Below are 22,429 nucleotides of genomic sequence, written 5' to 3'. Positions count from 1 at the left end.
CGCGCCGCTAGCGTGACCGCCATGGACATCAGCATTCACGCCAGCTTTCTCCCGCACGACGACCCCGAGGCCTCCCTCGCCTTCTACCGCGACGCGCTCGGCTTCGAGGTCCGTACCGATGTCGGGCAGGACAAGATGCGCTGGATCACGGTCGGCCCCGCCGGCCAGCCCGGCACGTCCATCCTCCTCGCACCCCCCACCGCCGACCCCGGCATCACCGAGGACGAGCGCCGTGTCATCGCCGAGATGATGGCCAAGGGCACCTACGGCTGGATCCTGCTCGCCACCTCGAACGTCGACGACACTTTCGAGAAGGTGCAGGCGAGCGGCGCCGAGGTCGTCCAGGAGCCGACCGACCAGCCGTACGGCATCCGCGACTGCGCGTTCCGCGACCCGGCGGGCAACCTGATCCGTATCCAGGAGCGGGGCTGAGACCCAGCCCGTCCAGCCCGCCCCCGCCCTTGCCGGCAGCGTTCCCGACCGAGTTGCAGATGGAGTCTTCACGATGACCGAGCCGCACGTTGCCGACAGCCACGACCTGATCCGCGTGCACGGCGCGCGCGAGAACAACCTCAAGGACGTCAGCATCGAGATTCCGAAGCGCCGCCTGACGGTGTTCACCGGTGTCTCCGGCTCGGGCAAGAGCTCGCTGGTGTTCGACACGATCGCCGCCGAGTCGCAACGGCTGATCAACGAGACCTACAGCGCGTTCCTGCAGGGCTTCATGCCCAACCTCGCGCGGCCGGAGGTCGACGTCCTGGACGGGCTGACCACCGCGATCACCGTCGACCAGCAGCGCATGGGGTCCGACCCCCGCTCCACCGTCGGCACCGCCACCGACGCCAACGCGATGCTGCGCATCCTCTTCAGCAGGCTCGGCAAGCCGCACATCGGCCCGCCCGCCGCGTACTCCTTCAACGTCGCCTCGGTCTCCGCGAGCGGCGGGTTCACGATCGACCGGGGTGCCGACAAGACGAAGACCGAGAAGGTCAGCTTCAGCCGCACGGGCGGTATGTGCACGCACTGCGAGGGCCGGGGCACGGTCTCCGACATCGACCTCACGCAGCTGTTCGACGACTCGAAGTCGCTCTCCGAGGACCCGTTCACCATCCCCACCTACACCGGGGACGGCTGGGTGGTCCGGGTCATCGCCGAGTCGGGGTTCTTCGACAAGGAGAAGCCGATCCGGAAGTACACCAAGAAGGAGCGGCACGACTTCCTCTACCGCGAGCCGACCAAGGTCAAGATCAACGGGGTCAACCTCACCTATGAAGGGCTGATCCCGAAGCTCCAGAAGACCTTCCTGTCCAAGGACCGCGAGTCGATGCAGCCGCACATCCGGGCCTTCGTGGACCGGGCGGTCACCTTCGCCCGCTGCCCCGACTGCGACGGCACCCGCCTCAGCGAACTGGCCCGCTCCTCGAAGATCGGCAAGATCAACATCGCCGACGCGTGCGCCATGGAGATCCGTGACCTGGCCGAATGGGCCCGAGGGCTCAAGGAGCCGTCGGTGGCGCCGCTGCTCGCCAAGCTCCGGCACACCCTGGACTCGTTCGTGGAGATCGGCCTCGGCTACCTCTCGCTCGACCGCGCCTCCGGCACCCTGTCCGGCGGCGAGGCGCAGCGCACCAAGATGATCCGCCACCTCGGCTCCTCGCTCACCGACGTCACGTACGTCTTCGACGAGCCGACCATCGGCCTGCACCCGCACGACATCCAGCGCATGAACAACCTGCTCCTGCGGCTGCGGGACAAGGGCAACACCGTGCTCGTCGTCGAGCACAAGCCGGAGACCATCGCCATCGCCGACCACGTCGTCGACCTCGGCCCCGGCGCCGGCACGGCGGGCGGCACCGTGTGCTTCGAGGGCACGCTGGAGGGGCTGCGGGGGAGCGACACCGTCACGGGGCGGCATCTCGACGACCGGGCCACCCTGAAGGACACGGTCCGCAAGGCCACCGGCACGCTGCCGATCCGCGGCGCGGGCGCGAACAACCTCCAGGACGTCGACGTCGACATCCCGCTCGGCGTGCTGACCGTCGTCACCGGCGTCGCCGGCTCCGGCAAGAGCTCGCTCGTGCACGGCTCGATCCCCTCCGACGAGGGCGTCGTGTCGGTCGACCAGACCCCGATCCGCGGCTCCAGGCGCAGCAACCCGGCGACGTACACCGGACTGGCCGACCCGATCCGCAAGGCCTTCGCCAAGGCCAACGGCGTGAAGCCGGCCCTGTTCAGCGCCAACTCCGAGGGCGCCTGCCCCACCTGCAACGGCGCCGGTGTCATCTACACCGACCTGGCGATCATGCAGAGCGTCGCCACCACCTGCGAGGACTGCGAGGGCAAGCGGTTCGACGCCTCGGTGCTGGAGTACCACCTCGGCGGCCGGGACATCAGCGAGGTGCTCGCGATGTCGGTGACCGAGGCGGAGGAGTTCTTCCGCGCGGGCGAGGCGCGGATCCCCGCCGCGCACAAGATCGTCGAGCGGATGGCGGACGTCGGCCTCGGCTACCTCACCCTCGGCCAGCCGCTGACCACGCTGTCCGGCGGTGAGCGGCAGCGGCTGAAACTGGCCACGCACATGGGGGACAAGGGCGGCGTCTACGTCCTCGACGAGCCGACCACCGGCCTCCACCTCGCCGACGTCCAGCAGCTGCTCGGCCTGCTCGACCGGCTCGTCGACTCCGGCAAGTCGGTCATCGTCATCGAGCACCACCAGGCCGTCATGGCCCACGCCGACTGGATCATCGACCTCGGCCCCGGTGCCGGTCACGACGGTGGCCGGATCGTCTTCGAGGGCACCCCCGCGGACCTGGTCGCCGACGGCTCGACCCTCACGGGCGAGCACCTCGCGGCCTACGTCGGCGGGTGACCCGCGATGTGCTTCTGGACGGGCCGGGATCTCGCCCGCGAGAATGTGGCTGTGCGATCCAACTCGACGTCCGAGGAACAGCGGCTGCGCAACCTCGTGCTGCTGCGCCGCGTCCGTGACCGGATGGACCGGGAGTACGCCCAGCCGCTGGACGTCGAGGCGCTCGCGCGCGGCGTGCACATGTCGGCCGGGCACCTCAGCCGCGAGTTCAAGCTGGCCTACGGCGAGTCGCCGTACGGCTACCTGATGACGCGGCGGATCGAGCGCGCGATGGCGCTGCTGCGCCGCGGCGACCTCAGTGTCACCGAGGTGTGCTTCGCGGTCGGCTGTTCGTCGCTGGGCACCTTCAGCACGCGCTTCACGGAGCTGGTCGGCATGACGCCCAGCGCCTACCGGCGGCACGCGGCGGACGCGACGGCGGGGATGCCGTCGTGCGTTGCGAAACAGGTGACCAGGCCGCTGCGGAACCGGGAAGTGCCGTTCAGCCGGGCGGCGGCGGTCGCCGGTAAGGCACCGGTCAGCAGCTCGGCGCAGCCGCAGGCGTCCTGACGGGCCAGCGCGGCGACTCAGGTGAGCGCCTCCGCCAGCAGCCTGGCCGTCTCCGCCACCAGGGCGTCGTCCCACGCGGCGTCCCGGTCGGGCTTCGTGGACAGGACGGCGAGGACGAGGGGGGTGCCCTCGGGGGTCCAGGCGAGGCCGACGTTGTTGGTGGTGCCGTAGGAACCCGACCCCGTCTTGTCCGCGATCGTCCAGGTCGGGGGCAGCCCGGCGCGGAAGCGTTTGCCGCTGGTCGTGTTGCTCAGCAGCCAGTGCGTGAGGAGCTCGCGGTCGGCGCGGTTCAGGGCGTCGTCGCCGAGGACCAGGCGGGCGTAGGTCCGGCCGATCGCGCGGGGGCTCGTGGTGTCCGTGACCCGCGACGGCTCGGCCGAGTTCAGCTCCGGCTCCCAGCGGTCGAGGCGTGTCACCCGGTCGCCGAGGGAGCGGGCGAAGCGGGTGACGGCGGTCGGGCCGCCGAGTTCGCGCAGGAGGAGATTGGCGGCGCCGTTGTCGCTGTAGGTGATGGCGACCTCGCACAGTTCGGCGACCGTCATGCCCGTGGCGAGGTTCTCCCTGGTCTTGTCGGAGCCCTCCTTCGGCAGGTCGGCCTCCGTGTAGTGGATGCGGTGGCGCAGGAACTCGCCGTCGCGGTCGAGGTCGCGCACGACGGCCGCGGACGACAGCGTCTTGAACACCGAGCACATCGGGAAGAGTTCGTCGGCGCGGTGCCGGACGGTCCGCCTGGTGGCGAGGTTGTGCGCGAACACGCCCAGGCGGGCGCCGTGCCGGCGCTCCAGCGCGCGCAGGCCGGCGGTGGCGTCGGTGCCGCCGGTGGCGTGGGCGGGGGAGCTCGCGAGCAGGGCGGCCGCGGTGGCGGTGGCGCCGGCCGTGAGGAGGGTGCGTCGGGTCATCGGGGTCTTGGCGGAGACTCGGATCTTGCTCTCCTTCGCTCGTGGGTCGTCGACGATCTCTTCATTGACCGACGCCGCCCGTCATCCCTTGGTTGCGGCGCCGTAGACCATCGGCCGACGGCGCTTGCGGCCCCCGCTCGCCACAGTGGCCGTATGGAGAACACCAAGGGGATCAGCAGGGCACGGTTTCTGGCGGGGGCGGCGGCCGTCGGGCTGACGGGGGCGGTACTGCCCGCCGGTACGGCCGCGGCGACCGGGCGAGGGCACGGGCACGGGCACGGGCACGGGCACCGAGGCCTGAAGCACCGGGGCGTCGTCTACACCGTCGGCGCCGGTGAGACACCCGGCACCGCGTGGAGCGCCGCCCGGATGCGCAGGGACGTCCGGGTGATCCGCGACGACCTGCACGCCGACACCATCGACGTCACCGGCGACGGTGTCGAGCGCCTCACCGCCACGGCCGCCGAGGCCGCCGAACGCGGGCTGCACGTCTGGCTCCAGCCGACCCTCGGCGACGTGCCGCAGCGGGAGATCCTGGACAGCATCGCGCAGTGCGGCCGGTTCGCGGAGCGGCTGCGTCGGCAGGGCGCGAGCGTCGACTTCAGCGTGGGCTGCGAGTTCTGGCTGTTCGTGCCGGGGATCGTCCCCGGCGCGACGGTCCTGGAGCGCGTCGACAACCTCCAGAAGGGCAATGTCGACATGGCGATGATGCAGCGCCGCCTGGCCCGCTTCACCAAGAAGGCCGCCGCCGTCGGCCGCTCCGTCTTCCACGGCCGCCTCAGCTATGCCGCGGCCCAGGACGAGGAGTTCGAACCGGTCGACTGGAACCTCTTCGACGTCGTCGGCATCGACTACTACTCGTACTTCCGCCGACCGGCCGACTACGTACGCGAGTTGCGTCGCCATCTGCGCTGGGGCAAGCCCCTGGCCATCACCGAGTTCGGCACGTGCGCGTACCTCGGCGCGCCCGAGACGGCCGGCATGGGCTGGGACATCGTCGACTACACGAAGGAGCCCGACGAGATCAAGGGCGACCCGGTGCGCAGCGAGCGCACGCAGGCCGCCTACCTGGTCGATCTGCTGGAGGTCTTCGAGTCGATGGGCCTGTATGCGGCGATGGCCTTCGAGTTCGTCACCGCGGACGCCCCGCACCGCGCCGACAACCCGCGCTACGACCTCGACCTGGCGAGCTACGGCATCACCAAGGCCATCAAGGACCGCCCCGACGACCCGTCCTCCAACTGGCACTGGGAGCCGAAGGAGGCCTTCCACGCGGTGGCCCGGCAGTACGGCCGACGGGCGGGGACCGGCTCGCGGGGTGACCATGGCTGAGGAGGTGCGCGTGTATGGACTGGACCCTTGAGCTGATCGGCGTACCGGTCACGGACCTGGACCGGGCAAAGAGTTTCTACAGGGACAAGTGCGGTTTCCGCGTCGACATCGACGCGCCGTTCTTCGACGGCGCACGCTTCGTCCAGCTCACCCCACCCGGCTCCCGCTGCTCCATCGTGCTGGAGTCCGGCATGCCGGACGCCCCGGGCCAGTCCCGGATGGCGCCCGGCTCGCTGCACGGCCTTCAGCTCTGCGTCACGGACATCGAGGCGGCACGGGCGGAACTGGTGGAGCGCGGGATCGACGTGAGCCCGGTGATGCATGTGGGCGCGTCCGGCTGGGCGGAGGGCCGGGGCGAGGAGAGCTGGACCTCCTTCCTCTTCTTCCAGGACCCCGACGGCAACGGCTGGGCGGTCCAGGAGTCCCCGGCGCCCCTGACCGAACGCTGAACGCTGACCTACTTGCAGTACGTGTCCCGGGGCGGACGCTCGCCGGTCGCCAGGAACCGGGAGACGGTCGCGTCGCCGCACGCGTTGCCGTTCTCCAGGTAGGCGCCGTGGCCCGTGGAGTTCACGGTGACCATGACGGCCCGCCGGCCGAGGGCCTCGCGCATCTTCAGGGCGCCGCTCAGCGGTGTGGCCACGTCCCGCTCGTTCTGAATCAGCAGGATGTTCGACGGCCCGCGGTCGGTCACCCGCGGCGGCGCCTCCGACGGCTGCCACGGCCACGCCGCGCAGACCATCGCGTTCCTCGGCATGCCCGCGGTGAGCGGATACTTCGCGCGGCTCTCGGCGACACCCTTCTCGTACACCGCGGCCGACCGCGGCCAGGCGGCGTCGTTGCAGATGGTCGCGGCGCCGACGGCGGTGTAGTTCTGCAGCAGCGCCTCCGGCGGGTTCTCCGGCGCGGGCGGCAGCGTGCCCTTGCCGGCGGCCAGCATCAGCTTGGCCAGCACCGGGTAGTCCTCGGGGTCGTACAGGCTGTCCAGCATCGTCTGGCGCAGGCCGTTGCCGTCCAGCTCCGCCGGGTTGGCGCCGGGCCAGGGAAGGGGCTCGCGGTCCAAGCGGGCGGCGAGGGCGAGGAACCGCGAGCGCACCTCGGCCGGTGTGCCGGCGACGCGGTCCGGGTTGCCCGGCCGGGACGCCCACTTGGCGAACTCGGGGAAGTTGTCCTCGACGCCCGCCTCGAACGACTCCAGCCAGGCGCGCTCCGCTCGCACCGGGTCGGGGTTGTCGTTGCTGTCCAGCACGATGCGGTCCGTGCGGTGCGGGAACAGCTCGGCGAAGGTGGCGCCGATGTAGGTGCCGTACGAGTCGCCCCAGGCGGACAGCTTGCGTTCGCCGAGCGCGGCTCGGATGCTGTCGATGTCGCGGGCGTTGTTCCTGGTGCTGATGTGCTTCATCAGCTCGCCGCCGTTGCGGGCGCAGGCGTCCGAGATGCGCCGTGCGGTGGCCATGTTCTCGGTGACGGACCCGTCCGGGGCCGGCCAGGGGCGCAGCGCCGTGCGCGCGAGGTCACGGTGCTCGACCTCACAACTCACCGGCGTGGAGGGCGCGTTGCCGCGCGGCGCGAACCCGATCAGGTCGTAGGTCTCCCGCACCTTCTTCGGCAGCCTCTGCCCCTTGTCCGAGGGTTCGCCCAGGCTGTCGCCGCCCGGCCCGCCGGCGATCAGCAGCAGGGCGCCACGGCGTGCGGACGGCTTCTCGCTGGGGATGCGGGAGACGGCGATGTCGATCTTCGGCCCGCCGGGGTCGGCGTAGTCCATCGGGACGGCGAGGGTCGCGCACTGCTGGCGCGGATCGAGCCCCTCGCCCTCGCACTTGGTCCACTTCAGGGGCGTGGGTGAGCCGGTGGCGGACGCGGTCAGCGGGGTGACGAGCCCGAAGACGACTCCGGAGGCGGCTGCGATCAGGGCGGCACTCTTCGTGATCTGCTTCATGCACAGCAGCCTGACGGACCTTCACGGAGCGTCACATCCGGGCAACTCCCGAGTTCATCCTGGGGATTACCCCCGTCCTCAACTCCAGCGTCATGATGAGGCGGTGCTTCCCGGGCCCCAGGTAGTTCTTACGTTCTTCTCCCTCGCGGGAGAACCCCAGGGACTCGTATAGCCTGATCGCCGCATCGTTCGTCGGATCCACGGTCAGGCGCACCTCATGCACGCACTCGCTGCGCAACTTGGCCAGCACCGCCCCCATCAGCCGCCGGCCCAGCCCCTGGCCGCGCTGGTCGGCGCTCACGGCCAGGCTCAAGACCCAACTTGCACGTCCGTCCGATGTAGTGACGAACAGCGCGTAACCCTGAAGCCCCTTCCCGTTGTCGATCACGAGTATGCGGTCGCCGTGCCCGTCGAAGTGCTGGCGGAGGACGAAGTACGGATACGGGTCTTCCGGGAAGACCTCCCGGTCCAGGCGGAGGACTTCGGGCAGATCGTCTTCGTTGGCCGACCGGATCTGAGGGACGTCACGAGCGGGCATTCGCCCAGAATTGCCTGTTGGGGTAGGTGAGTTCAAGTCCGGAGTCTCCGATCTTGGTACCTTTGGGCAATGCATCTGGGATCACCCGGGAACCTGTCGCAGTTGAACGCGGAAGCCCCGTGGGACGCATTCGACCCAAAGGCTTACGTCGATCACAACTACAAGAGCGTGATCCCAGAGGACCGGGAGATCATTTCGATCGTCCGCGCCCACTTTGGTGATCATTTCCGCGCCAACCCGGATCGCTCGATCCGGGGGATCGACGTCGGGGCCGGAGCAAATCTCTATCCGGCCTTTTCCATGATGCCGTGGTGTGAGGAGATCACGCTGCTCGACCGCGCGGAGCCGAATGTCGACTACTTGGAGGCGCAACAACTCGGCTACGACCAGGACTGGGACGGGTTCTGGGACCTGTTCTGCGAGGACGCCGGGTACGCCGCGCTTCCGGGCGACCCGAGGGACAGGTTCGCCGAGGTCACACGAGTCGAGAACGGAGATCTCTTCGCGCTGAGCGCCCGGCGGGAACAGTGGTCGCTCGGGACCATGTTCTTCGTCGCCGAATCCCTGTCGACCAGCCACGAGGAGTTCTGGCAGGCCGTCGAGTGCTTCCTGCTGGCACTCACGCCGGGTGCCCCCTTCGCGGCGGCGTTCATGGAGCACTCCGAGGGGTACTTCGTCGGGAACACGCACTTTCCCGCCTGCGACGTCGGCGAGCCGGAGATCCGGTCCGCCGTCGAGACCTATGCCGAAGGGCTCAGGATATTCACCGTTGGGCAGCCCAACGCGGTGCGTGACGGTTATACGTCCATGATCGTGGCTTGCGGCTTCCGCGGCGGGGGTAATTAGAGGTTCTCTGACACGGCGATGCGACGTGATCTGTAGGGGGGGCGGGGGATGCAGATCAAGCCACGCCAGCATCTGCTGGACATATGGCAGGCAGTGGCTCGTCACTCCTTCGAGCGTGGGGAGTGGGACTGGGGTGAATGGGGCGGAGAGAGCAGCGTGGCCGACGCCGAGCGGCTGCTCTGCTTGCTGTACCCGGCCACGGAGATCCCCGCGTTCCGCGTGGATGACCCGGACACCACACAGGAGGATGTCCAGCAAGCTCTGAAGAAGGCCGGCAGCCGGCTGGACATCCCGGCCAACCTCGTCACGGCCGTCGCCGAGTTCATGCGCAGGCACACCGGCGACGACAAGAGGCCGACCTTTGCCGGGGGACACTACTTCGGCCCCCAGATCATGAACGAGGAAGTCACCGAGGAACAACGTCAGGTCGGCGTGGTCGACTCCTTTTCCATGTCGATCACCCTGTGCCTCGCCACCCTCGGCTTCCTCAGGGTCTACGAGACCAGGACTCGGCGCAGCGATATCAGGGAGGCGATCGTCGAGCTGCGCCAGGCCACCAGCAACCGGCTCACCGCCGCCATGGTGAGCTTGCTGCGCTCCTTCGTCGTCAACGTCTTCGACCCCGACGCGCCCCAAGGCCGTACGCTCTGCGAACTCCTCGGCCAGGGACGGCTGTCGCAGCGGCAGGTGCTGAACAAGTTCCAGAACCGCTTCCGTTCACTGCGCGCGGCGATCAACGAGAGCGTGTTCCTCGGCATCGACGTCCAGGAAGGCCTCAAGGACGAGAACCAGCTCTTCGAGTGCGGCTGGGCGTGGAGCATGGTGAGGGACGCCCCCGAGGTCGAGACCGACGAACCCATCGGGCCGCAGCCGGAGGGTATCGCCGCCCCGGTGCCGTATCTCTACTTCACCGTCGTCGCCCTGGACGGAATCCAGGACTTGTTCTCCGACCGCACCCTCACCCTGGGCCTGCTCAACACCGAACAGCAGCAGCTCGCCGAGGCTCTGCGGCTGCGCTGGGAGCTGACCCAGCAGTACTGGTCCGGCATAGCCCGCTTCGACGACGACCGCTGGCCTCTGGAGGACATCCCCTGGCGTACGACGGGACAGAAGCTGGAGTCCGAGTACTTCTCCCTCTCCGTCGCCGCGATCCTCGTGCACGACCTGATGCGGCGCCGGGCCACGGACGACGACCTGACCCGCACCGTCGGCGTGATGGAACGCCTCGCCGAACGCGGCCGCATCACCAGCCGGATGGTGCGCGACGACCCTATGGTCCACCAGTTGCACAACGTGGGCGTCGCCCTGCCGTTGCAGGGCAGCGAGCGAATCGGCCCGCCCCTGCAGTGGTCCATGAACGACTTCTCGGCGCAACTGCTGAAAAGGACCATCCAGTTATGCACGCTCTCGCGCAACCACACCTCGCACGACCGGCTGCTCAGCCTCGCCGAAGGCGTCTTCGACCACATGTGGCGCCGCCGTATCCGTGACGGCGAAGGTACCGGCCTGTGGGACAACGTCCACGCCGTCTATCCCGATGCGCAGCTCCACAAGCGGCGCCCAGCAGTGTCGTGGAGCATCACCGAACGGGTCACCGAGGTCATGGTCCAGGCCTACCAGATGTACCGCCAGCCACCGATCCGCAGTGCCGAACTCGCCGAACTGGCAAGGGCGTTGGTCAGCGAGGCCGCGCACCTCCTCGGCATCGAACAGATGGAGCCCGCGCCCACAGGCGACGGCAGGCACGGGATGCAGCTCAGGAACATCGAGGTCACGCTGCGTCGGGCCCGCAGTGTCATCGACGAACAGCCGGGCACAGCCTATGCGTTGACGCTGGACGTACTCGCCCAGCTCGACTCGCTCGCCCGCGCTCGCGAGGCCGCGGATCGGGGAGTGTGACACTGTGCTGATCTTTGCGGCCTCCGACAAGGGAGGCGCGGGCCGTACTGTCACCAGTGCCAACCTCGCCTTTCACCGGGCGCTGGCCGGGGACGACGTCTGCTACCTGGACTTCGACTTCGGCTCGCCCACTGCGGCGGCCGTCTTCGATGTGGTCGACGCCCGTGAGGCCACCGATGACCTCGGCCTGCACGCCTATCTCACAGGCGAGGTCAGCGAACCGGCCCGTATCAACGTCTGGTCCGAGACCGAGCACCAGGTACTGCGCTTCCCGCCGCCCGGCTGCGGCCGACTGGTGCTGATGCCCGGCGACGTCAGCGGCGGCGAATTCGCCACCGACGACCACAACCTGCGCCGTTGCGTCGACCTGCTGATGACGCTCTACTACGAGTTCGACCTGGTCATCGTCGATCTCAGCGCCGGCCGCTCCTACGCCGTCGACATGGCCCTGGAGGCCACCGCGCAGCCCGAGATGACAGAGGTCACGGCCCGCTGGCTGATCTTCCACCGCTGGACTCGCAAACACGTGGCCGCCGCCGCGAGCCTCGTCTTCGGCAAGCGCGGCATCGTCGCCGGAGGCGTCGAGCGCGGCCATCGCGAGGAGGCTCTGCGCAACGCCATCCGCTTCGTACGGGCCGCCGTACCCGACCCGGAATCACCGCTGTGGTCACAGGTCTCGCCCACCCAGTCGGCATGGATGCGCAAGACCGACGGCGACCTCAAGCACCTCGCCTCCAAGCACGGCATCGGCTACAGCCAGGTCCTCGGCTCGGTGCCCCTCGAACCCGTGCTGCAGTGGCGTGAGCAGCTCATCACCGACGAGGACGTGCTCGACAGCCAGATCGCCAACCAGGAGACCTGGCAGGCGCTGAGTCAGCTCGCCGCGCGTCTGACCGACGACAAGTACTGGGAGCAGGCGTGAGCGAAGCCGTGTTCCAGGAGACCACCGCCGAGCTGCGCACCCAGTCCGTGCCGCTGTCCCACCTCTCCCTGGAGCTGGGCCACCTCTACATGGAGGATTTCGAGGCGGGCCCCAAGCGGCTGGGCGATCACTTCGCGGAGGTCCGGGTGTGGGCGGACGCGGTGCGCGCCTCGGCCGGCCGCCGCAGCAAGCGCCCCCGCATCAGCACCTGCTTCCTGATCGACGACTACTTCACCCGCTTCTCCACCCCGGCCGAGCTGATCCCGATGGTGCTGAAGGAGGCCGAGAAGGCCGGCCTCGTCATCGACTACCTCGCGCGCGAGTCGGCCTGCGCGGTCGCCGACCGCATCGAACTGGCGGAATCGGTCATGCACCGCCTCGTCGAGTCCCCGCCGCCCGGCAGCTACGGCTCCCGCCCGCCCGTCAGCCAGACCGGCTGGCTCGCCAACGGCCAGCGCACCCCCTCGACGTCCCGCAGCGCCCTGGGCGCGGTCAAGGGCTGGGAACCGCCCCAGGAGACCGCCGCCCGCAACCACTCCGTTTTCATGGACGTCGAGCTGTGGTCCGAGAAGGACGGGCGGCGCCTGTGGTCTTGCCCATTCCTGGCCGCGGTATGGCAACTGGCCCGGCTGGGGCTGCTTCGGCATCTGGGGGAGCCCGTCCTGGTGCCGAGGGACTGGGACGGCGGGGACTTCCCGCACGAATGGGACCGGCTGCCGCCGCTGATCAAGCTCACCGACACGAAGGCGGCCTTCAGCGCCTACCGCACCTGCACCCTCATGCCCAACCGCTTCCTCGCTGTCGAGGACGCCGTACGGCTCACCCTCGACCAGATCGACGTCGACGCCGGGGCGTTGCGACAGGTCGCCGAGCGGTCCGCCGCCGAGGGGATGCCGGTGCCCCCGGCGGTCGCGCAGCGTGCCGCCTACGTCTTCTACGAGGAGCCCGGCAGCTCCTCGGACACCGAGGAGACCTGAGATGACTGCGGCGCCGGGACAGCCTGTGCGTGCGGTTCTCGTCTGCGGCGAGGTGCGCACATGTCTGTTGCCGTCCCTCCAGACGCTGGACGCCAGGGCCGCCGCCCAGCTGCTCAGGCTGCGTAGCGACGAGCATGTCCGGGTCTCCGAGCGTCCCGGCATGTACGCCCTTTCGCCCGACGTGCTGACCGGGGTGGACTGCCGACTGCCCGCCTCCAACGGCGCCAAAGTGCGCGCCGTGGGCACGGTGGCCGCCCGCGCCGCACTGACCGAGGGCCGACTGCTGCAGTCGACCGCCTACTTCAGCCTTCCTGCCGTCGGCCCCGACGTCCGCCGTCCCTGGGGCCAGTACCTGGTACGGCCTGGCCTGGTCGAGCCGTTCGGCAAGCTGGCCCAAGGGGCCACGGCAGAGGGGATGCTGAAGGGCGCGGGGCGCGGCGAGCTCGACCTTGGGATGATCGCTGAGGGTCTGCTGGCCGAGCTCCGCCGACACCCGCTCCTGGACCGCAGGGTGCCCTTCAAGTCCAGCCCCACCAGGCTGCGTTGGGTGGCCCGACGGGCCACCACGGGCGAGCGCGCGGCGCTGACGAACTTCACGGTGGCCGAGGGCGGCCTGCGGACCATGGAGCTGCGGCTGCCTGCGGATATACCCCCTGCGGCGGCTGCCGGTCTCTGCGAGGATCTCGCCCTGCACGACTGGCTATTGACGACTGTTCAGCACATGTTGGACAACAACCGGATCGACGCCATAGACGGGCCCTCGGTGGTCGAGGCACTGCATCCGGTCGTGGTTCATCTGCTGCATCTGTGGATGCCTCGCGCACATGTGGACCCCGCGCTGGGTCACCTGTGGGACGTGCTCGAAGAAAAACCGGGCTTCTCCCGCCAGTGGGAGAACCTGAGCCGGCGCATCCGGGACCGACTGGCGCTTCACAGTTTTGTTGTCGCACAAGGCGCTCTCCCCGCGCTGACTCAGTAGCTCCAACGACTCCGGTGGAAGAAGGGGCAGGCATGGACGGAGAGCCGGGAACCCCCGGTCCGGCGACGCGCGGACTGCACATACCCCCGGTCGTGCTGAAGATTCTGATCACGCTGGCCGTGGGGACGGTCACCTACGTGATCACCAACCTGATCGACCAGTCCGACGAAGACCTGTGGCAGCTCGCGCTTGCCGTCGTCCTCGGCGGTGCAACGCTGATAGTCCAGTACATGGTCGACTTCGAACGACGACTGGACTCGGTGGAGAGGGGCCAGCAGCACAACGGGCGTGATCTGAGGGAGGCTCTGAGCGCGCACCACCGCGAGATGACGCAACTGGTGGATCAGGGCTTTCGGCGGGTCGGGGTGGTGACTGGCCTGTTTGGTGAGCTGACGGACTCAAGGATGCCGGAGGACGAGGTCCTACGCCTGGTCAGGAACGCCGCGCGAGTGGGATCACAGGGCCAGGGCTTCATACAGAGGTTCGCACAGGCCGAGATCGCGCGGCTGGCCGAGACGATGACCCAACTGGCCTCGGGGACTGCCGACTGGGAGGGAGAGAACAACGACACCCTCATCGCTCTCACCAAGTGCGCCCGTCAGAGCATCGACACCACCAGCACCTTCGTCGACCTGGCATTTTGGGACACCGCGACCGCACAGCACTACCTGGGCGTGCAACGCGACGTGATTCGTGAGCACGACGTGGAGGTCAGGCGCCTGTTCATCGTTCAGGACTTCGACGACCAGCACCTCAACGACAAGCTGAAGGAAATCCTCAGTGACCAACGGAGCAACTTGATCAAGGCCGGTGTGGTAGCCCTGTCCGAGCTGCCGCGCGAGATCAGGAGAGGACCCACGCCCGAATTCGTCATCTTTGACGGAGCGCTGCGCTTCGAGATGACCACGGACGCGGAGCACCACTATCCCAACGCCAAACTGGATGACCGTGAGGAGATCCGCATTCGCCGCATGGAACGTTTCGAGAGTCTCTGGAACGTCCGTCTGGAGGAACCCCCGAGTGAACCCCGTCCGTAAGACGCTGGTCACGGTGTCGGCCGGGGGATGCGCGTTCCTCCTGATCGGTGTCCTGAGCGACAGCAGCCGCGGGTGGCAGTGGACGATGTCCGTTCTCGTCGCAGTCACGACGTTGGTCGTGCAGTACCTCGTGGAGTTCGGGCAACGGTTCGAGAGCCTCGACCGGCGCTTCAACGAGATCCTCGCCGCGACGACCCTGTTCAGCCAGGTCGACGGTTCGGTGCTGCGCTCCGACGAGGTGACCCGGCTGGTCCTCGGCTACACCAAGGTCCGGGAGCAGGGCGGCGACATCATGCAGGCCTTCGCCGAGAAGGAACTGGGCCGGCTCGCCAAGATGATGGAAGGCCTCGGCAGCGGCAGCGCGGACTGCCCCGGCGAGAACCACGAGTGGCTGATCGACATCACCGACTGCGTCAAGATGACCCTCGACGCCACCAGCACCTCGGTGGACCGGGAGTTCTGGAGCAGCGGGCCCGCCGAGCGGTATCTCGCCGCTCAGGAGAAGGCGATCAAGAGGCGGGGCGTCGAGATCCGGCGGCTGTTCGTGGTGCGGGACGAGTACGAGGTCACGCCGGAGCTCAGAGGGCTGTGCGAGGACCACCGCAGGCGGGGCATCGACGCCCGCATCGTGGTGCGGTCACTGATGGAGTCGAATCCCAGGGTGAGCGACTTCATCGTCTTCGACGGCGAACTCTGCTACGAGACCAAGCCGGACCAGGAGTCCAACCCGGACGGCACACTGCTGAGCGCCGAACCGGACCACATCGAGGACCACGTCACCCAGTTCACCGACCTGTGGGCGGAGGCGGAGCGTCAGCAGACGGCTCCGCGGGTCACCTCAGAGACGTGAGGAACCCGCGCCAGGCGTGGGCGGGGATGAGGAGTACGGGGCTGTCCGAGGCGAGTTTGGTGTCTCGGACGGGGACGACGCCGGGGACTCCGTCGGCGACCTCGACGCAGTCGCCGCCGTTGCCGTCGCAGTAGCTGCTCTTGTGCCAGCGGGCGGCCCCTGGGAAGTCGTACGCGACCTCGACGCAGTCCTCCCCGCCAGCGCCGCCGCTGTAGGTGCTCTTGCGCCACCGGGCGTTGCTCAGGTCGTAGGCTCGCATCGTCTGTAGTCCTCCGCTGCCGACTCGATCAGGGCCAGGGAGTCCTCCCGCGACAGTGCGGTGGCCCTGAGGAGATCGTAATGCGCCTGGGTTCGCTTCACCACGGCCGGATCGTCCAGCAGAGTCCCCGAAAACACGCCTTCTGTATAGACAGTTGGCGGGGCGTCCTCGAAGGCCATGAGCTTCATCAATTTGCCCATCTGTGCGTGTGCCCCAGCCGCGAACGGCAGCACCTGAACCAGCACCGTGCGCTCCCGCACCAGCGCCACGATCCGGTCTAGCTGGCGGGCCATGACCTCCGGGCTGCCGACCGGGACGCGAAGGCATGTCTCGTGGAGAACCGCCCAATACACGGGCCGTGTAGCGCCCTTTAGGATCCGAGCCCGATCCATGCGGCCTCTGACCAACTCCTCGATGTACTCGTCGGTGGCGAACGGATTGTTCGCCAGGAACACCGCCCGCGCGTACTCCGGCGTCTGAAGGAGCCCGGGCACGACCATCGGCGCGTACTCGCAGATCTCCGTCGCCAGCTGTTCCAGCTCCACCACATGCGCGAAGTACTCCGTATACGGCTGCTCCTTGATGAGCTTTCGCCAAAGGCGCTCGAAAATACCGTCGGTTTGCAGGGCCTCATCAATCCGTTGCGCGACATCCCGCTGAGGCTTCCGAATGGCCTGTTCGAATTGGCCGATGTATCCGCCGGAGACGAATACCCGAGCCCCTAACTCCACCTGGGTGAGACCGGCGTCCTCCCTTCGCCGTTTCAACTCCGCGCCGAAGAACTCCCAGGCAGCCGGCCGCGAACCATTGGCCATGGCCAACCCCCTTGTACTGCCCTGCACTTGTAGAGCACAGACTCCTGCCGAGTGTAGGCGTCGCAGGTCACCATGGAGATGTAATGAGTGAAACCCAAAGGGCAGGGGAGCAACGTGACGGCACGACACTCGGCGCACTGCGTCGAAGAAGCGGAGGAAGCAGTGAAGGAATTGCGGGCGGTGCTGGAGAAGGCAGGAATTACGCTTCCGACACTCCGGATCGATCCGGCGAGTCTTGCGCGTGAAGCCCCTTGCCCGCTCGTCGAATTGGGCCGGTGTTCGGTCGAGACCGCGCACCGCCTCGCGGCGGTGTTGCGGTGAAGCCACCGATCGGGTCGTACGTCGTGGACACGCGCAGAGGGAGGATCGGCGTCGTGATGGGACATGAGGGGCCGTATGTACAGCTGAGACCGTACGGAGGCGGGAAGGAATGGGACGCCGAGCCGGGCGCCGTGCGTACGGCCACCCCCGCCGAGCGGCTGCGCGCGGCGACGGCGTACGCCAACGCACGCAGCCGGGGGGAGGTTCCTTGACGTAGGGCGGGCCCGTAAGGTGCGGCGGCATGGGCTTGTGGAAGAGATGGAGGAGGCGAGGGGCGAAGGCGTCCCGGCGCTACCCCGTGCCGCTCAGCACGCACCAGCTGTGGATGGTGTCCCTGAGCGCGCCGGTGAGCCGGGACAGCGGCGCCTCGCGGAAGACCCTCTACCCGTACACGCGGATCGACGACGACAGCGCCCGGCGCTGGCTGGCGGAGCAGTGGGAGATCACTTCGCGTGAGGAGCTGGTCGACCGGCTCGACGACCTGTCCCGCAGCGGCTACCGGGCGCGGGCCCTGCAGGTCACCGGCGTCGCGCCGCTCGCCTGGGACGCCGCGCTCTACGTCGACATCACCCGCCGTGGCTTCGCCTGCGGGCTGATCGACGAGCCGGACGCCTGGACCGCACTGAAGAACATCGTGCCGGCGGTGGTGGGGACGTACGGCTCCTGGCAGGAGTACGCCGCCCACTATCTGCTCGGCCGGCAGGTCTGGCGGGAGGGGCTGCAGGGGCGGGCGGAATCCGCCGCCGACCTCCCGGCTCCGCAGGCCACCGCCGACGCGCATCTCCGGGCGCTGCTGGACCCGGCGAATCGTTCCAGCCCGTGGAACCTCGCCCCCTGGGGCACCATCAGCCACCCCGACCGCCCCCGCTGACTCCGGGCGTACGAGAGAATGACCCCATGAGTCTGTTCCCTCGGCCGCAAGCCCACGGAGGCCCGCGATGAGCCTCTTCCGGGATGACGGCATCGTCCTGCGCACCCAGAAGCTGGGCGAAGCGGACCGGATCATGCTGTGCTGCCCCGGGGGACAACCCTCGGGCCCCCGGCCGAAGGCCCGCGGGGGTGCGGAATGAGTCTCTTCCGGGATGACGGCATCGTCCTGCGGACACAGAAACTCGGCGAGGCCGACCGGATCATCACCCTGCTCACCCGTGGACACGGGCGGGTGCGGGCCGTGGCGCGGGGGGTGCGGCGGACCAAGTCCAAGTTCGGGGCGCGGCTCGAACCCTTCTCCCATGTCGACGTGCAGTTCTTCGCGCGGGGGAGCGAGCTGATCGGGCGCGGGCTGCCGCTGTGCACGCAGAGCGAGACGATCGCTCCGTACGGCGGCGGGATCGTCAGCGACTACGCGCGCTACACCGCCGGGACGGCCATGCTGGAGACCGCCGAGCGGTTCACCGATCACGAGGGCGAGCCGGCCGTGCAGCAGTACCTGCTGCTCGTCGGGGCCCTGCGCACCCTCTCCCGCGGCGAGCACGCCCCGCACCTCGTTCTCGACGCCTTCCTGCTGCGGTCGCTCGCCGTCAACGGCTACGCCCCCAGCTTCAGCGACTGTGCGAAGTGCGGTATGCCCGGCCCGAACCGTTTCTTCTCCGTGGGCTCCGGGGGCTCGGTCTGTGTCGACTGCCGGGTGCCCGGTAGCGTCGTACCGTCGCCGCAGACACTCGAACTGCTCGCCGCGCTCCTTACGGGAGACTGGGAGACGGCGGACGCCTGCGAGTCGCGGTACGTCCGGGAGGGCAGCGGGATCGTGTCCGCCTATCTGCACTGGCACCTGGAGCGCGGGCTGCGCTCGCTTCGGTACGTGGAAAAGTAAGGGAGACGGAAAGCACATGGTTGTGAGTGGGTTCCTGGGGCGCCGGCGCCGCGAGTACAAGGCCCCGGAGCCGCATCCGTCCGGTGCCCGCGCGCCGAAGCTCCCCGGCGAGCTGGTCGCCAACCATGTGGCGATCGTCATGGACGGGAACGGCCGTTGGGCGAAGGAGCGCGGGCTGCCGCGCACCGAGGGCCACAAGGTCGGTGCCGAGCGGGTGCTCGACGTCCTTCAGGGCGCGATCGAGATTGGCGTCGGCGCGATCTCCCTGTACGCCTTCTCCACCGAGAACTGGAAGCGGTCGCCGGACGAGGTGCGCTTCCTCATGAACTTCAACCGCGACTTCATCCGCAAGACCCGCGACCAGCTCGACGAGCTGGGGATCCGGGTGCGGTGGGTCGGCCGGATGCCGAAGCTGTGGAAGTCCGTCGCCAAGGAGCTCCAGATCGCCCAGGAGCAGACCAAGGACAACGACAGGCTGACGTTGTACTTCTGCATGAACTACGGCGGCCGGGCCGAGATCGCGGACGCCGCGCAGGCCCTCGCGGCGGACGTGAAGGCCGGGCGGCTGGACCCGTCCAAGGTCAACGAGAAGACCTTCGCCAAGTACCTGTACTACCCGGACATGCCGGACGTGGACCTGTTCCTGCGCCCGAGCGGTGAGCAGCGCACCTCCAACTACCTTCTCTGGCAGAGCGCTTACGCCGAGATGGTCTTCCAGGACGTCCTGTGGCCGGACTTCGACCGGCGTGACCTGTGGCGCGCGTGCGTGGAGTTCGCCTCCCGCGACCGGCGGTTCGGCGGGGCGATCCCGAACGAGGAGCTGCTGGCGATGGAGGGCCGGCAGGAGGACTCCTAGTCACCGGCTGACGGTACGATCCCGCCTCATGGTCATGGACATGGGGCGGGAAGCCACTCAGGAGCAGGACGTCGTCGAGCTGGTGTACCAGCCGACCGTGAAGGACCTTGATCAAGCGCTGCGGGCGCGGCTGCGCGCCAGCCGGTCGGGACGCATGCAACGGTGGCTGCCCGGCGCCATGGCCGTCCTGGCCCTGTTGATGCTGGCGCTCGCGATCGCCACGGGCAGCGGATCGCCCATAGTCATCCTCTGGTTGCTCGTGGCGGCGGTGATGGTGGCGGCCATCCCCCGGTTCCAGGCCCGCCAGTTGCATCGGTTTGCCCAGCGGCAGGGCACCTGCCGCACGCTGGTGACGGACACCGGAGTGAGCATCGCCAACGACGCCGGCACCACGACGATCAACTGGGCCGGGATGCCACGCTACGCGGAGGCCGCGGAGGTGTTCGTCCTGCTCAGCGGTGACAACACCGCTGTTGGTGTCGCGGTCCTGCCCAAGCGCGGCATTCAGGAACCCGCCGACGCCGACAGGTTGCGGGAGATCCTCGACCGCAACCTGACCCGCGTCTGACTCCTGGGATCAGCTCTTCGACGCGGCGCACTCCGCGCATGTGCCGAAGATCTCAACCGTGTGCGCCACGTTCACGAAGCCGTGCTCGGCCGCGATGGCGTCCGCCCACTTCTCCACCGCCGGGCCCTCGACCTCGACGGCCTTGCCGCAGACGCGGCAGACGAGGTGGTGGTGGTGCTCGCCCGTCGAGCAGCGGCGGTAGACCGACTCGCCGTCGGAGGTGCGCAGGACGTCGACCTCGCCGGCGTCGGCGAGGGACTGCAGGGTGCGGTAGACCGTGGTGAGCCCGACCGAGTCGCCCTTGTGCTTCAGCATGTCGTGGAGATCCTGCGCGCTGCGGAACTCGTCGACCTCGTCCAGGGCCGCCGCCACGGCGGCCCGCTGCCGAGTGGCGCGGCCCTTAACGGGCGGTCCAACGGTCGTCACCGGTTGCCTCCTCAGGTCTGCACTTGCCGGGCCATTGTGCCAGCCCGGACTGCCGGCAGTCAGACGCCGACCTTGCCCGTGGCATCCCGGCTGGCCGGAATCGCGCACTCCGCGGGATCGCCTTCGGGGTGCGCCGCGGCCAGGGCGCGGGCCCTGCGGCGGGCCAGTGGCGTCGCCAGGGCGGTGAGCGCGATGAACGCGCCGATGGTCAGCAGCACGATCGTCGCGCCGGGCGGGACGTCCTGGTAGTACGACGTGACCGTGCCGCCGATCGTCACCGTGACACCGATGGCGACGGCGATCGCGAACGTCGCCGCGAAGCTCCGGGTGAGTTGCTGGGCGGCCGCCACCGGCACCACCATCAGCGCGCTCACCAGCAGCAGCCCGACCACGCGCATCGCCACCGTCACGGTCACCGCCGCGGTGATCGCCGTCAGCAGGTTCAGGGCGCGCACCGGGAGGCCAGTGACCCGTGCGAACTCCTCGTCCTGACTCACCGCGAACAGCTGGCGGCGCAGGCCGAGGGTGACCAGCACCACGAACGCGGCGAGCAGGATGATCGCCGTCACGTCCGACTCGCTCACCGTGGACAGGGAGCCGAAGAGGTACGACGTCAGGTTGGCGTTCGAGCCGTTCGGCGCGAGGTTGATCAACATCACGCCGCCGGCCATACCGCCGTAGAAGAGCATCGCGAGGGCGATGTCGCCGCGGGTGCGGCCGTACCAGCGGATCAGTTCCATCAGGACCGCGCCGAGGACGGAGACCAGCGTCGCCATCCACACCGGCGACCAGGAGAGCAGGAAGCCGAGGCCGACACCGGTCATCGCCACGTGGCCGATTCCGTCGCCCATCAGGGCCTGGCGGCGCTGGACGAGGTAGATGCCGACGGCGGGCGCGGTGATGCCGACCAGGACGGCGGCGAGCAGCGCCCGCTGCATGAAGTCGTAGTTCAGGAAGTCCATCAGCTCAGCAGCCCCGTCCGGATCGGTTCGGCGTCGTGAGCCGCGTGCGGGTGTACGTGGTCGTGGCCGGGCAGCGCGTGCTGGCCGACGGCCTTCGGGGGCGGGCCGTCGTGCGTCACGCAGCCGTCGCGCAGGACCACCGCCCGGTCGATCAGGGGCTCCAGCGGGCCGAGTTCGTGCAGGACCAGCAGGACCGTCGAGCCGCCGGCGACCTGCTCCGTGAGCGTCTGCGCGAGCACCTCCTGGCTGGCCAGGTCCACGCCCGCCATCGGCTCGTCCATGATGAGCAGCTCGGGCTCGGAGGCCAGGGCGCGGGCGATGAGCACCCGCTGGTGCTGGCCGCCGGACAGGGCGCCCACCGAGTCCTTCACCCGGTCCGTCATGCCGACCAGGTCCAGAGCGCGGCGTACGGCAGCGTGGTCGGCCTTGCGGAAGACGCCGAAGCGGGTGCGTGACAGGCGGCCCGAGGAGACGACCTCGCCGACCGTGGCGGGCACGCCGCCCGCGGCTGTCGTGCGCTGCGGGACGTAGCCCACCCGCGCCCAGTCGCGGAAGCGGGCCCGCGGGGTGCCGAACAGCTCGATCTCGCCGGCGCTGACCGGCACCTGGCCGATGATGCTGCGCACGGCGGTCGACTTGCCCGAGCCGTTGGCCCCGAGCAGGGCGACGACCTCACCGTGGCCCACGGTGAGGTCGATGCCGCGCAGGACGGGGCGCGAGCCCAGCTCGGCGCGGACGCCGCGCAGCGATATGACGGGCTCGGTCATGCCGTC

General features: G+C 69.0%; 27 protein-coding genes. 19 read left to right on the top strand and 8 right to left on the bottom strand.

The window, feature by feature from the left end; all coding sequences use genetic code 11:
- Positions 1-21: 21 nt before the first annotated feature.
- From ACFY5C_RS12940 to ACFY5C_RS12930, 3 genes are all read left to right on the top strand, one after another.
- A complete protein-coding gene (locus ACFY5C_RS12940) occupies positions 22-432 on the top strand; it encodes a VOC family protein (protein ID WP_328427750.1) in 411 nt (136 codons plus the stop codon).
- 73 nt (positions 433-505) lie between these two features.
- The gene (locus tag ACFY5C_RS12935) at positions 506-2,869 is read left to right on the top strand and encodes an ATP-binding cassette domain-containing protein (protein ID WP_389443779.1); all 2,364 of its coding nucleotides are present in this window, start codon (positions 506-508) and stop codon (positions 2,867-2,869) included.
- A 123-nt stretch (positions 2,870-2,992) separates the two neighbouring features.
- Positions 2,993-3,418, top strand: a complete 426-nt coding sequence (locus tag ACFY5C_RS12930) for a helix-turn-helix transcriptional regulator (protein WP_389444128.1) — start codon at positions 2,993-2,995, stop codon at positions 3,416-3,418.
- Between the two features lie 17 nt (positions 3,419-3,435).
- Here the strand turns inward: ACFY5C_RS12930 and bla are convergent, their stop codons facing one another.
- The gene (gene bla / locus ACFY5C_RS12925) at positions 3,436-4,317 is read right to left on the bottom strand and encodes a class A beta-lactamase (RefSeq protein WP_389443777.1); all 882 of its coding nucleotides are present in this window, start codon (positions 4,315-4,317) and stop codon (positions 3,436-3,438) included.
- A gap of 153 nt (positions 4,318-4,470) precedes the next feature.
- Between bla and ACFY5C_RS12920 the strand changes: the two genes are divergently transcribed.
- Together ACFY5C_RS12920 and ACFY5C_RS12915 are read left to right on the top strand one after the other, a co-directional pair.
- Positions 4,471-5,649: an abortive phage infection protein gene (locus ACFY5C_RS12920; protein WP_389443775.1), complete on the top strand. Its 1,179-nt coding sequence runs from the start codon at positions 4,471-4,473 to the stop codon at positions 5,647-5,649.
- Positions 5,650-5,663: 14 nt separating this feature from the next.
- Positions 5,664-6,098, top strand: a complete 435-nt coding sequence (locus tag ACFY5C_RS12915) for a VOC family protein (protein WP_389443773.1) — start codon at positions 5,664-5,666, stop codon at positions 6,096-6,098.
- An 8-nt stretch (positions 6,099-6,106) separates the two neighbouring features.
- Here ACFY5C_RS12915 and ACFY5C_RS12910 read toward each other — a convergent pair whose 3' ends face one another.
- Both ACFY5C_RS12910 and ACFY5C_RS12905 read right to left on the bottom strand, forming a co-directional pair.
- A complete protein-coding gene (locus tag ACFY5C_RS12910) occupies positions 6,107-7,588 on the bottom strand; it encodes an alpha/beta hydrolase (RefSeq protein ID WP_389443772.1) in 1,482 nt (493 codons plus the stop codon).
- 31 nt (positions 7,589-7,619) lie between these two features.
- Positions 7,620-8,126 carry a GNAT family N-acetyltransferase gene (locus ACFY5C_RS12905; protein ID WP_389443770.1) on the bottom strand — a complete coding sequence of 169 codons (507 nt, stop codon included), beginning with the start codon at positions 8,124-8,126 and terminating at the stop codon, positions 7,620-7,622.
- 69 nt (positions 8,127-8,195) lie between these two features.
- Here ACFY5C_RS12905 and ACFY5C_RS12900 point away from each other — a divergent pair, with 69 nt between their 5' ends.
- From ACFY5C_RS12900 to ACFY5C_RS12870, 7 genes are read left to right on the top strand one after another with little or no spacing between them, the layout of a single operon-like run.
- Positions 8,196-8,972 carry an SCO2525 family SAM-dependent methyltransferase gene (locus ACFY5C_RS12900; protein ID WP_389443769.1) on the top strand — a complete coding sequence of 259 codons (777 nt, stop codon included), beginning with the start codon at positions 8,196-8,198 and terminating at the stop codon, positions 8,970-8,972.
- Between the two features lie 48 nt (positions 8,973-9,020).
- Complete coding sequence (locus tag ACFY5C_RS12895; RefSeq protein WP_389443767.1) at positions 9,021-10,871, top strand: SCO2524 family protein; 1,851 nt, start codon at positions 9,021-9,023, stop codon at positions 10,869-10,871.
- Positions 10,872-10,875: 4 nt separating this feature from the next.
- Entirely contained in the window at positions 10,876-11,793 is a 918-nt protein-coding gene (locus tag ACFY5C_RS12890; RefSeq protein ID WP_389443765.1) for an SCO2523 family variant P-loop protein, read from the top strand.
- Complete coding sequence (locus ACFY5C_RS12885) at positions 11,790-12,770, top strand: SCO2522 family protein (protein ID WP_389443763.1); 981 nt, start codon at positions 11,790-11,792, stop codon at positions 12,768-12,770. Before ACFY5C_RS12890 ends, ACFY5C_RS12885 begins: the two co-directional genes overlap by 4 nt.
- 1 nt (position 12,771) lies before the next feature.
- The gene (locus ACFY5C_RS12880) at positions 12,772-13,749 is read left to right on the top strand and encodes an SCO2521 family protein (RefSeq protein WP_389443762.1); all 978 of its coding nucleotides are present in this window, start codon (positions 12,772-12,774) and stop codon (positions 13,747-13,749) included.
- A 32-nt stretch (positions 13,750-13,781) separates the two neighbouring features.
- Positions 13,782-14,786 carry a hypothetical protein gene (locus ACFY5C_RS12875; protein ID WP_389443760.1) on the top strand — a complete coding sequence of 335 codons (1,005 nt, stop codon included), beginning with the start codon at positions 13,782-13,784 and terminating at the stop codon, positions 14,784-14,786.
- Positions 14,770-15,636: a DUF6879 family protein gene (locus tag ACFY5C_RS12870; RefSeq protein ID WP_389443758.1), complete on the top strand. Its 867-nt coding sequence runs from the start codon at positions 14,770-14,772 to the stop codon at positions 15,634-15,636. Before ACFY5C_RS12875 ends, ACFY5C_RS12870 begins: the two co-directional genes overlap by 17 nt.
- Here ACFY5C_RS12870 and ACFY5C_RS12865 read toward each other — a convergent pair.
- Together ACFY5C_RS12865 and ACFY5C_RS12860 are read right to left on the bottom strand one after the other, a co-directional pair.
- Positions 15,620-15,895: a DUF397 domain-containing protein gene (locus ACFY5C_RS12865; protein WP_389443756.1), complete on the bottom strand. Its 276-nt coding sequence runs from the start codon at positions 15,893-15,895 to the stop codon at positions 15,620-15,622. The genes ACFY5C_RS12870 and ACFY5C_RS12865 overlap by 17 nt on opposite strands.
- Entirely contained in the window at positions 15,877-16,710 is an 834-nt protein-coding gene (locus ACFY5C_RS12860; RefSeq protein ID WP_389443754.1) for a helix-turn-helix domain-containing protein, read from the bottom strand. Before ACFY5C_RS12860 ends, ACFY5C_RS12865 begins: the two co-directional genes overlap by 19 nt.
- 114 nt (positions 16,711-16,824) lie before the next feature.
- Between ACFY5C_RS12860 and ACFY5C_RS12855 the strand changes: the two genes are divergently transcribed.
- The 7 genes from ACFY5C_RS12855 (at position 16,825) to ACFY5C_RS12825 (ending at position 20,268) form a co-directional block, all read left to right on the top strand.
- On the top strand, positions 16,825-17,031 hold the full coding sequence (locus ACFY5C_RS12855; RefSeq protein ID WP_389443752.1) for a hypothetical protein: 207 nt from the start codon (positions 16,825-16,827) through the stop codon (positions 17,029-17,031).
- On the top strand, positions 17,028-17,243 hold the full coding sequence (locus ACFY5C_RS12850) for a hypothetical protein (RefSeq protein WP_328427765.1): 216 nt from the start codon (positions 17,028-17,030) through the stop codon (positions 17,241-17,243). The genes ACFY5C_RS12855 and ACFY5C_RS12850 overlap by 4 nt, the downstream gene beginning before the upstream one ends.
- A 29-nt stretch (positions 17,244-17,272) precedes the next feature.
- Positions 17,273-17,902 (top strand): DUF1266 domain-containing protein, encoded by a 630-nt coding sequence (locus ACFY5C_RS12845; protein ID WP_389443750.1) that lies wholly within the window; start codon positions 17,273-17,275, stop codon positions 17,900-17,902.
- A gap of 67 nt (positions 17,903-17,969) precedes the next feature.
- A complete protein-coding gene (locus ACFY5C_RS12840) occupies positions 17,970-18,101 on the top strand; it encodes a hypothetical protein (protein WP_389443748.1) in 132 nt (43 codons plus the stop codon).
- The gene (gene recO, locus ACFY5C_RS12835) at positions 18,098-18,844 is read left to right on the top strand and encodes a DNA repair protein RecO (RefSeq protein ID WP_369270916.1); all 747 of its coding nucleotides are present in this window, start codon (positions 18,098-18,100) and stop codon (positions 18,842-18,844) included. The genes ACFY5C_RS12840 and recO overlap by 4 nt, the downstream gene beginning before the upstream one ends.
- Before the next feature lie 16 nt (positions 18,845-18,860).
- Complete coding sequence (locus ACFY5C_RS12830) at positions 18,861-19,700, top strand: isoprenyl transferase (RefSeq protein WP_389443746.1); 840 nt, start codon at positions 18,861-18,863, stop codon at positions 19,698-19,700.
- Positions 19,701-19,728: 28 nt separating this feature from the next.
- Positions 19,729-20,268, top strand: coding sequence for a YcxB family protein (locus ACFY5C_RS12825; protein WP_389443744.1), 540 nt, complete (start codon positions 19,729-19,731; stop codon positions 20,266-20,268).
- A 9-nt stretch (positions 20,269-20,277) separates the two neighbouring features.
- On the opposite strand, the gene ACFY5C_RS12820 is transcribed toward ACFY5C_RS12825, so the two are convergent.
- Genes ACFY5C_RS12820 through ACFY5C_RS12810 form a run of 3 tightly spaced genes read right to left on the bottom strand, consistent with a single transcriptional unit; the run spans position 20,278 to position 22,423 of the window.
- Complete coding sequence (locus tag ACFY5C_RS12820) at positions 20,278-20,694, bottom strand: Fur family transcriptional regulator (protein WP_389443742.1); 417 nt, start codon at positions 20,692-20,694, stop codon at positions 20,278-20,280.
- 59 nt (positions 20,695-20,753) lie between these two features.
- On the bottom strand, positions 20,754-21,656 hold the full coding sequence (locus ACFY5C_RS12815) for a metal ABC transporter permease (RefSeq protein WP_389443740.1): 903 nt from the start codon (positions 21,654-21,656) through the stop codon (positions 20,754-20,756).
- Positions 21,656-22,423 (bottom strand): metal ABC transporter ATP-binding protein, encoded by a 768-nt coding sequence (locus ACFY5C_RS12810; RefSeq protein ID WP_389443738.1) that lies wholly within the window; start codon positions 22,421-22,423, stop codon positions 21,656-21,658. Before ACFY5C_RS12810 ends, ACFY5C_RS12815 begins: the two co-directional genes overlap by 1 nt.
- Between the last annotated feature and the right edge of the window lie 6 nt (positions 22,424-22,429).

Origin of the sequence: Streptomyces sp. NPDC012935 (genome assembly GCF_042900345.1) — a bacterium.
In the GTDB taxonomy this organism is placed as follows: Bacteria; Actinomycetota; Actinomycetes; order Streptomycetales; family Streptomycetaceae; genus Streptomyces.
Note: the sequence above shows the minus strand (reverse complement) of the source record. Positions and strands in the feature narration are given on the sequence as shown.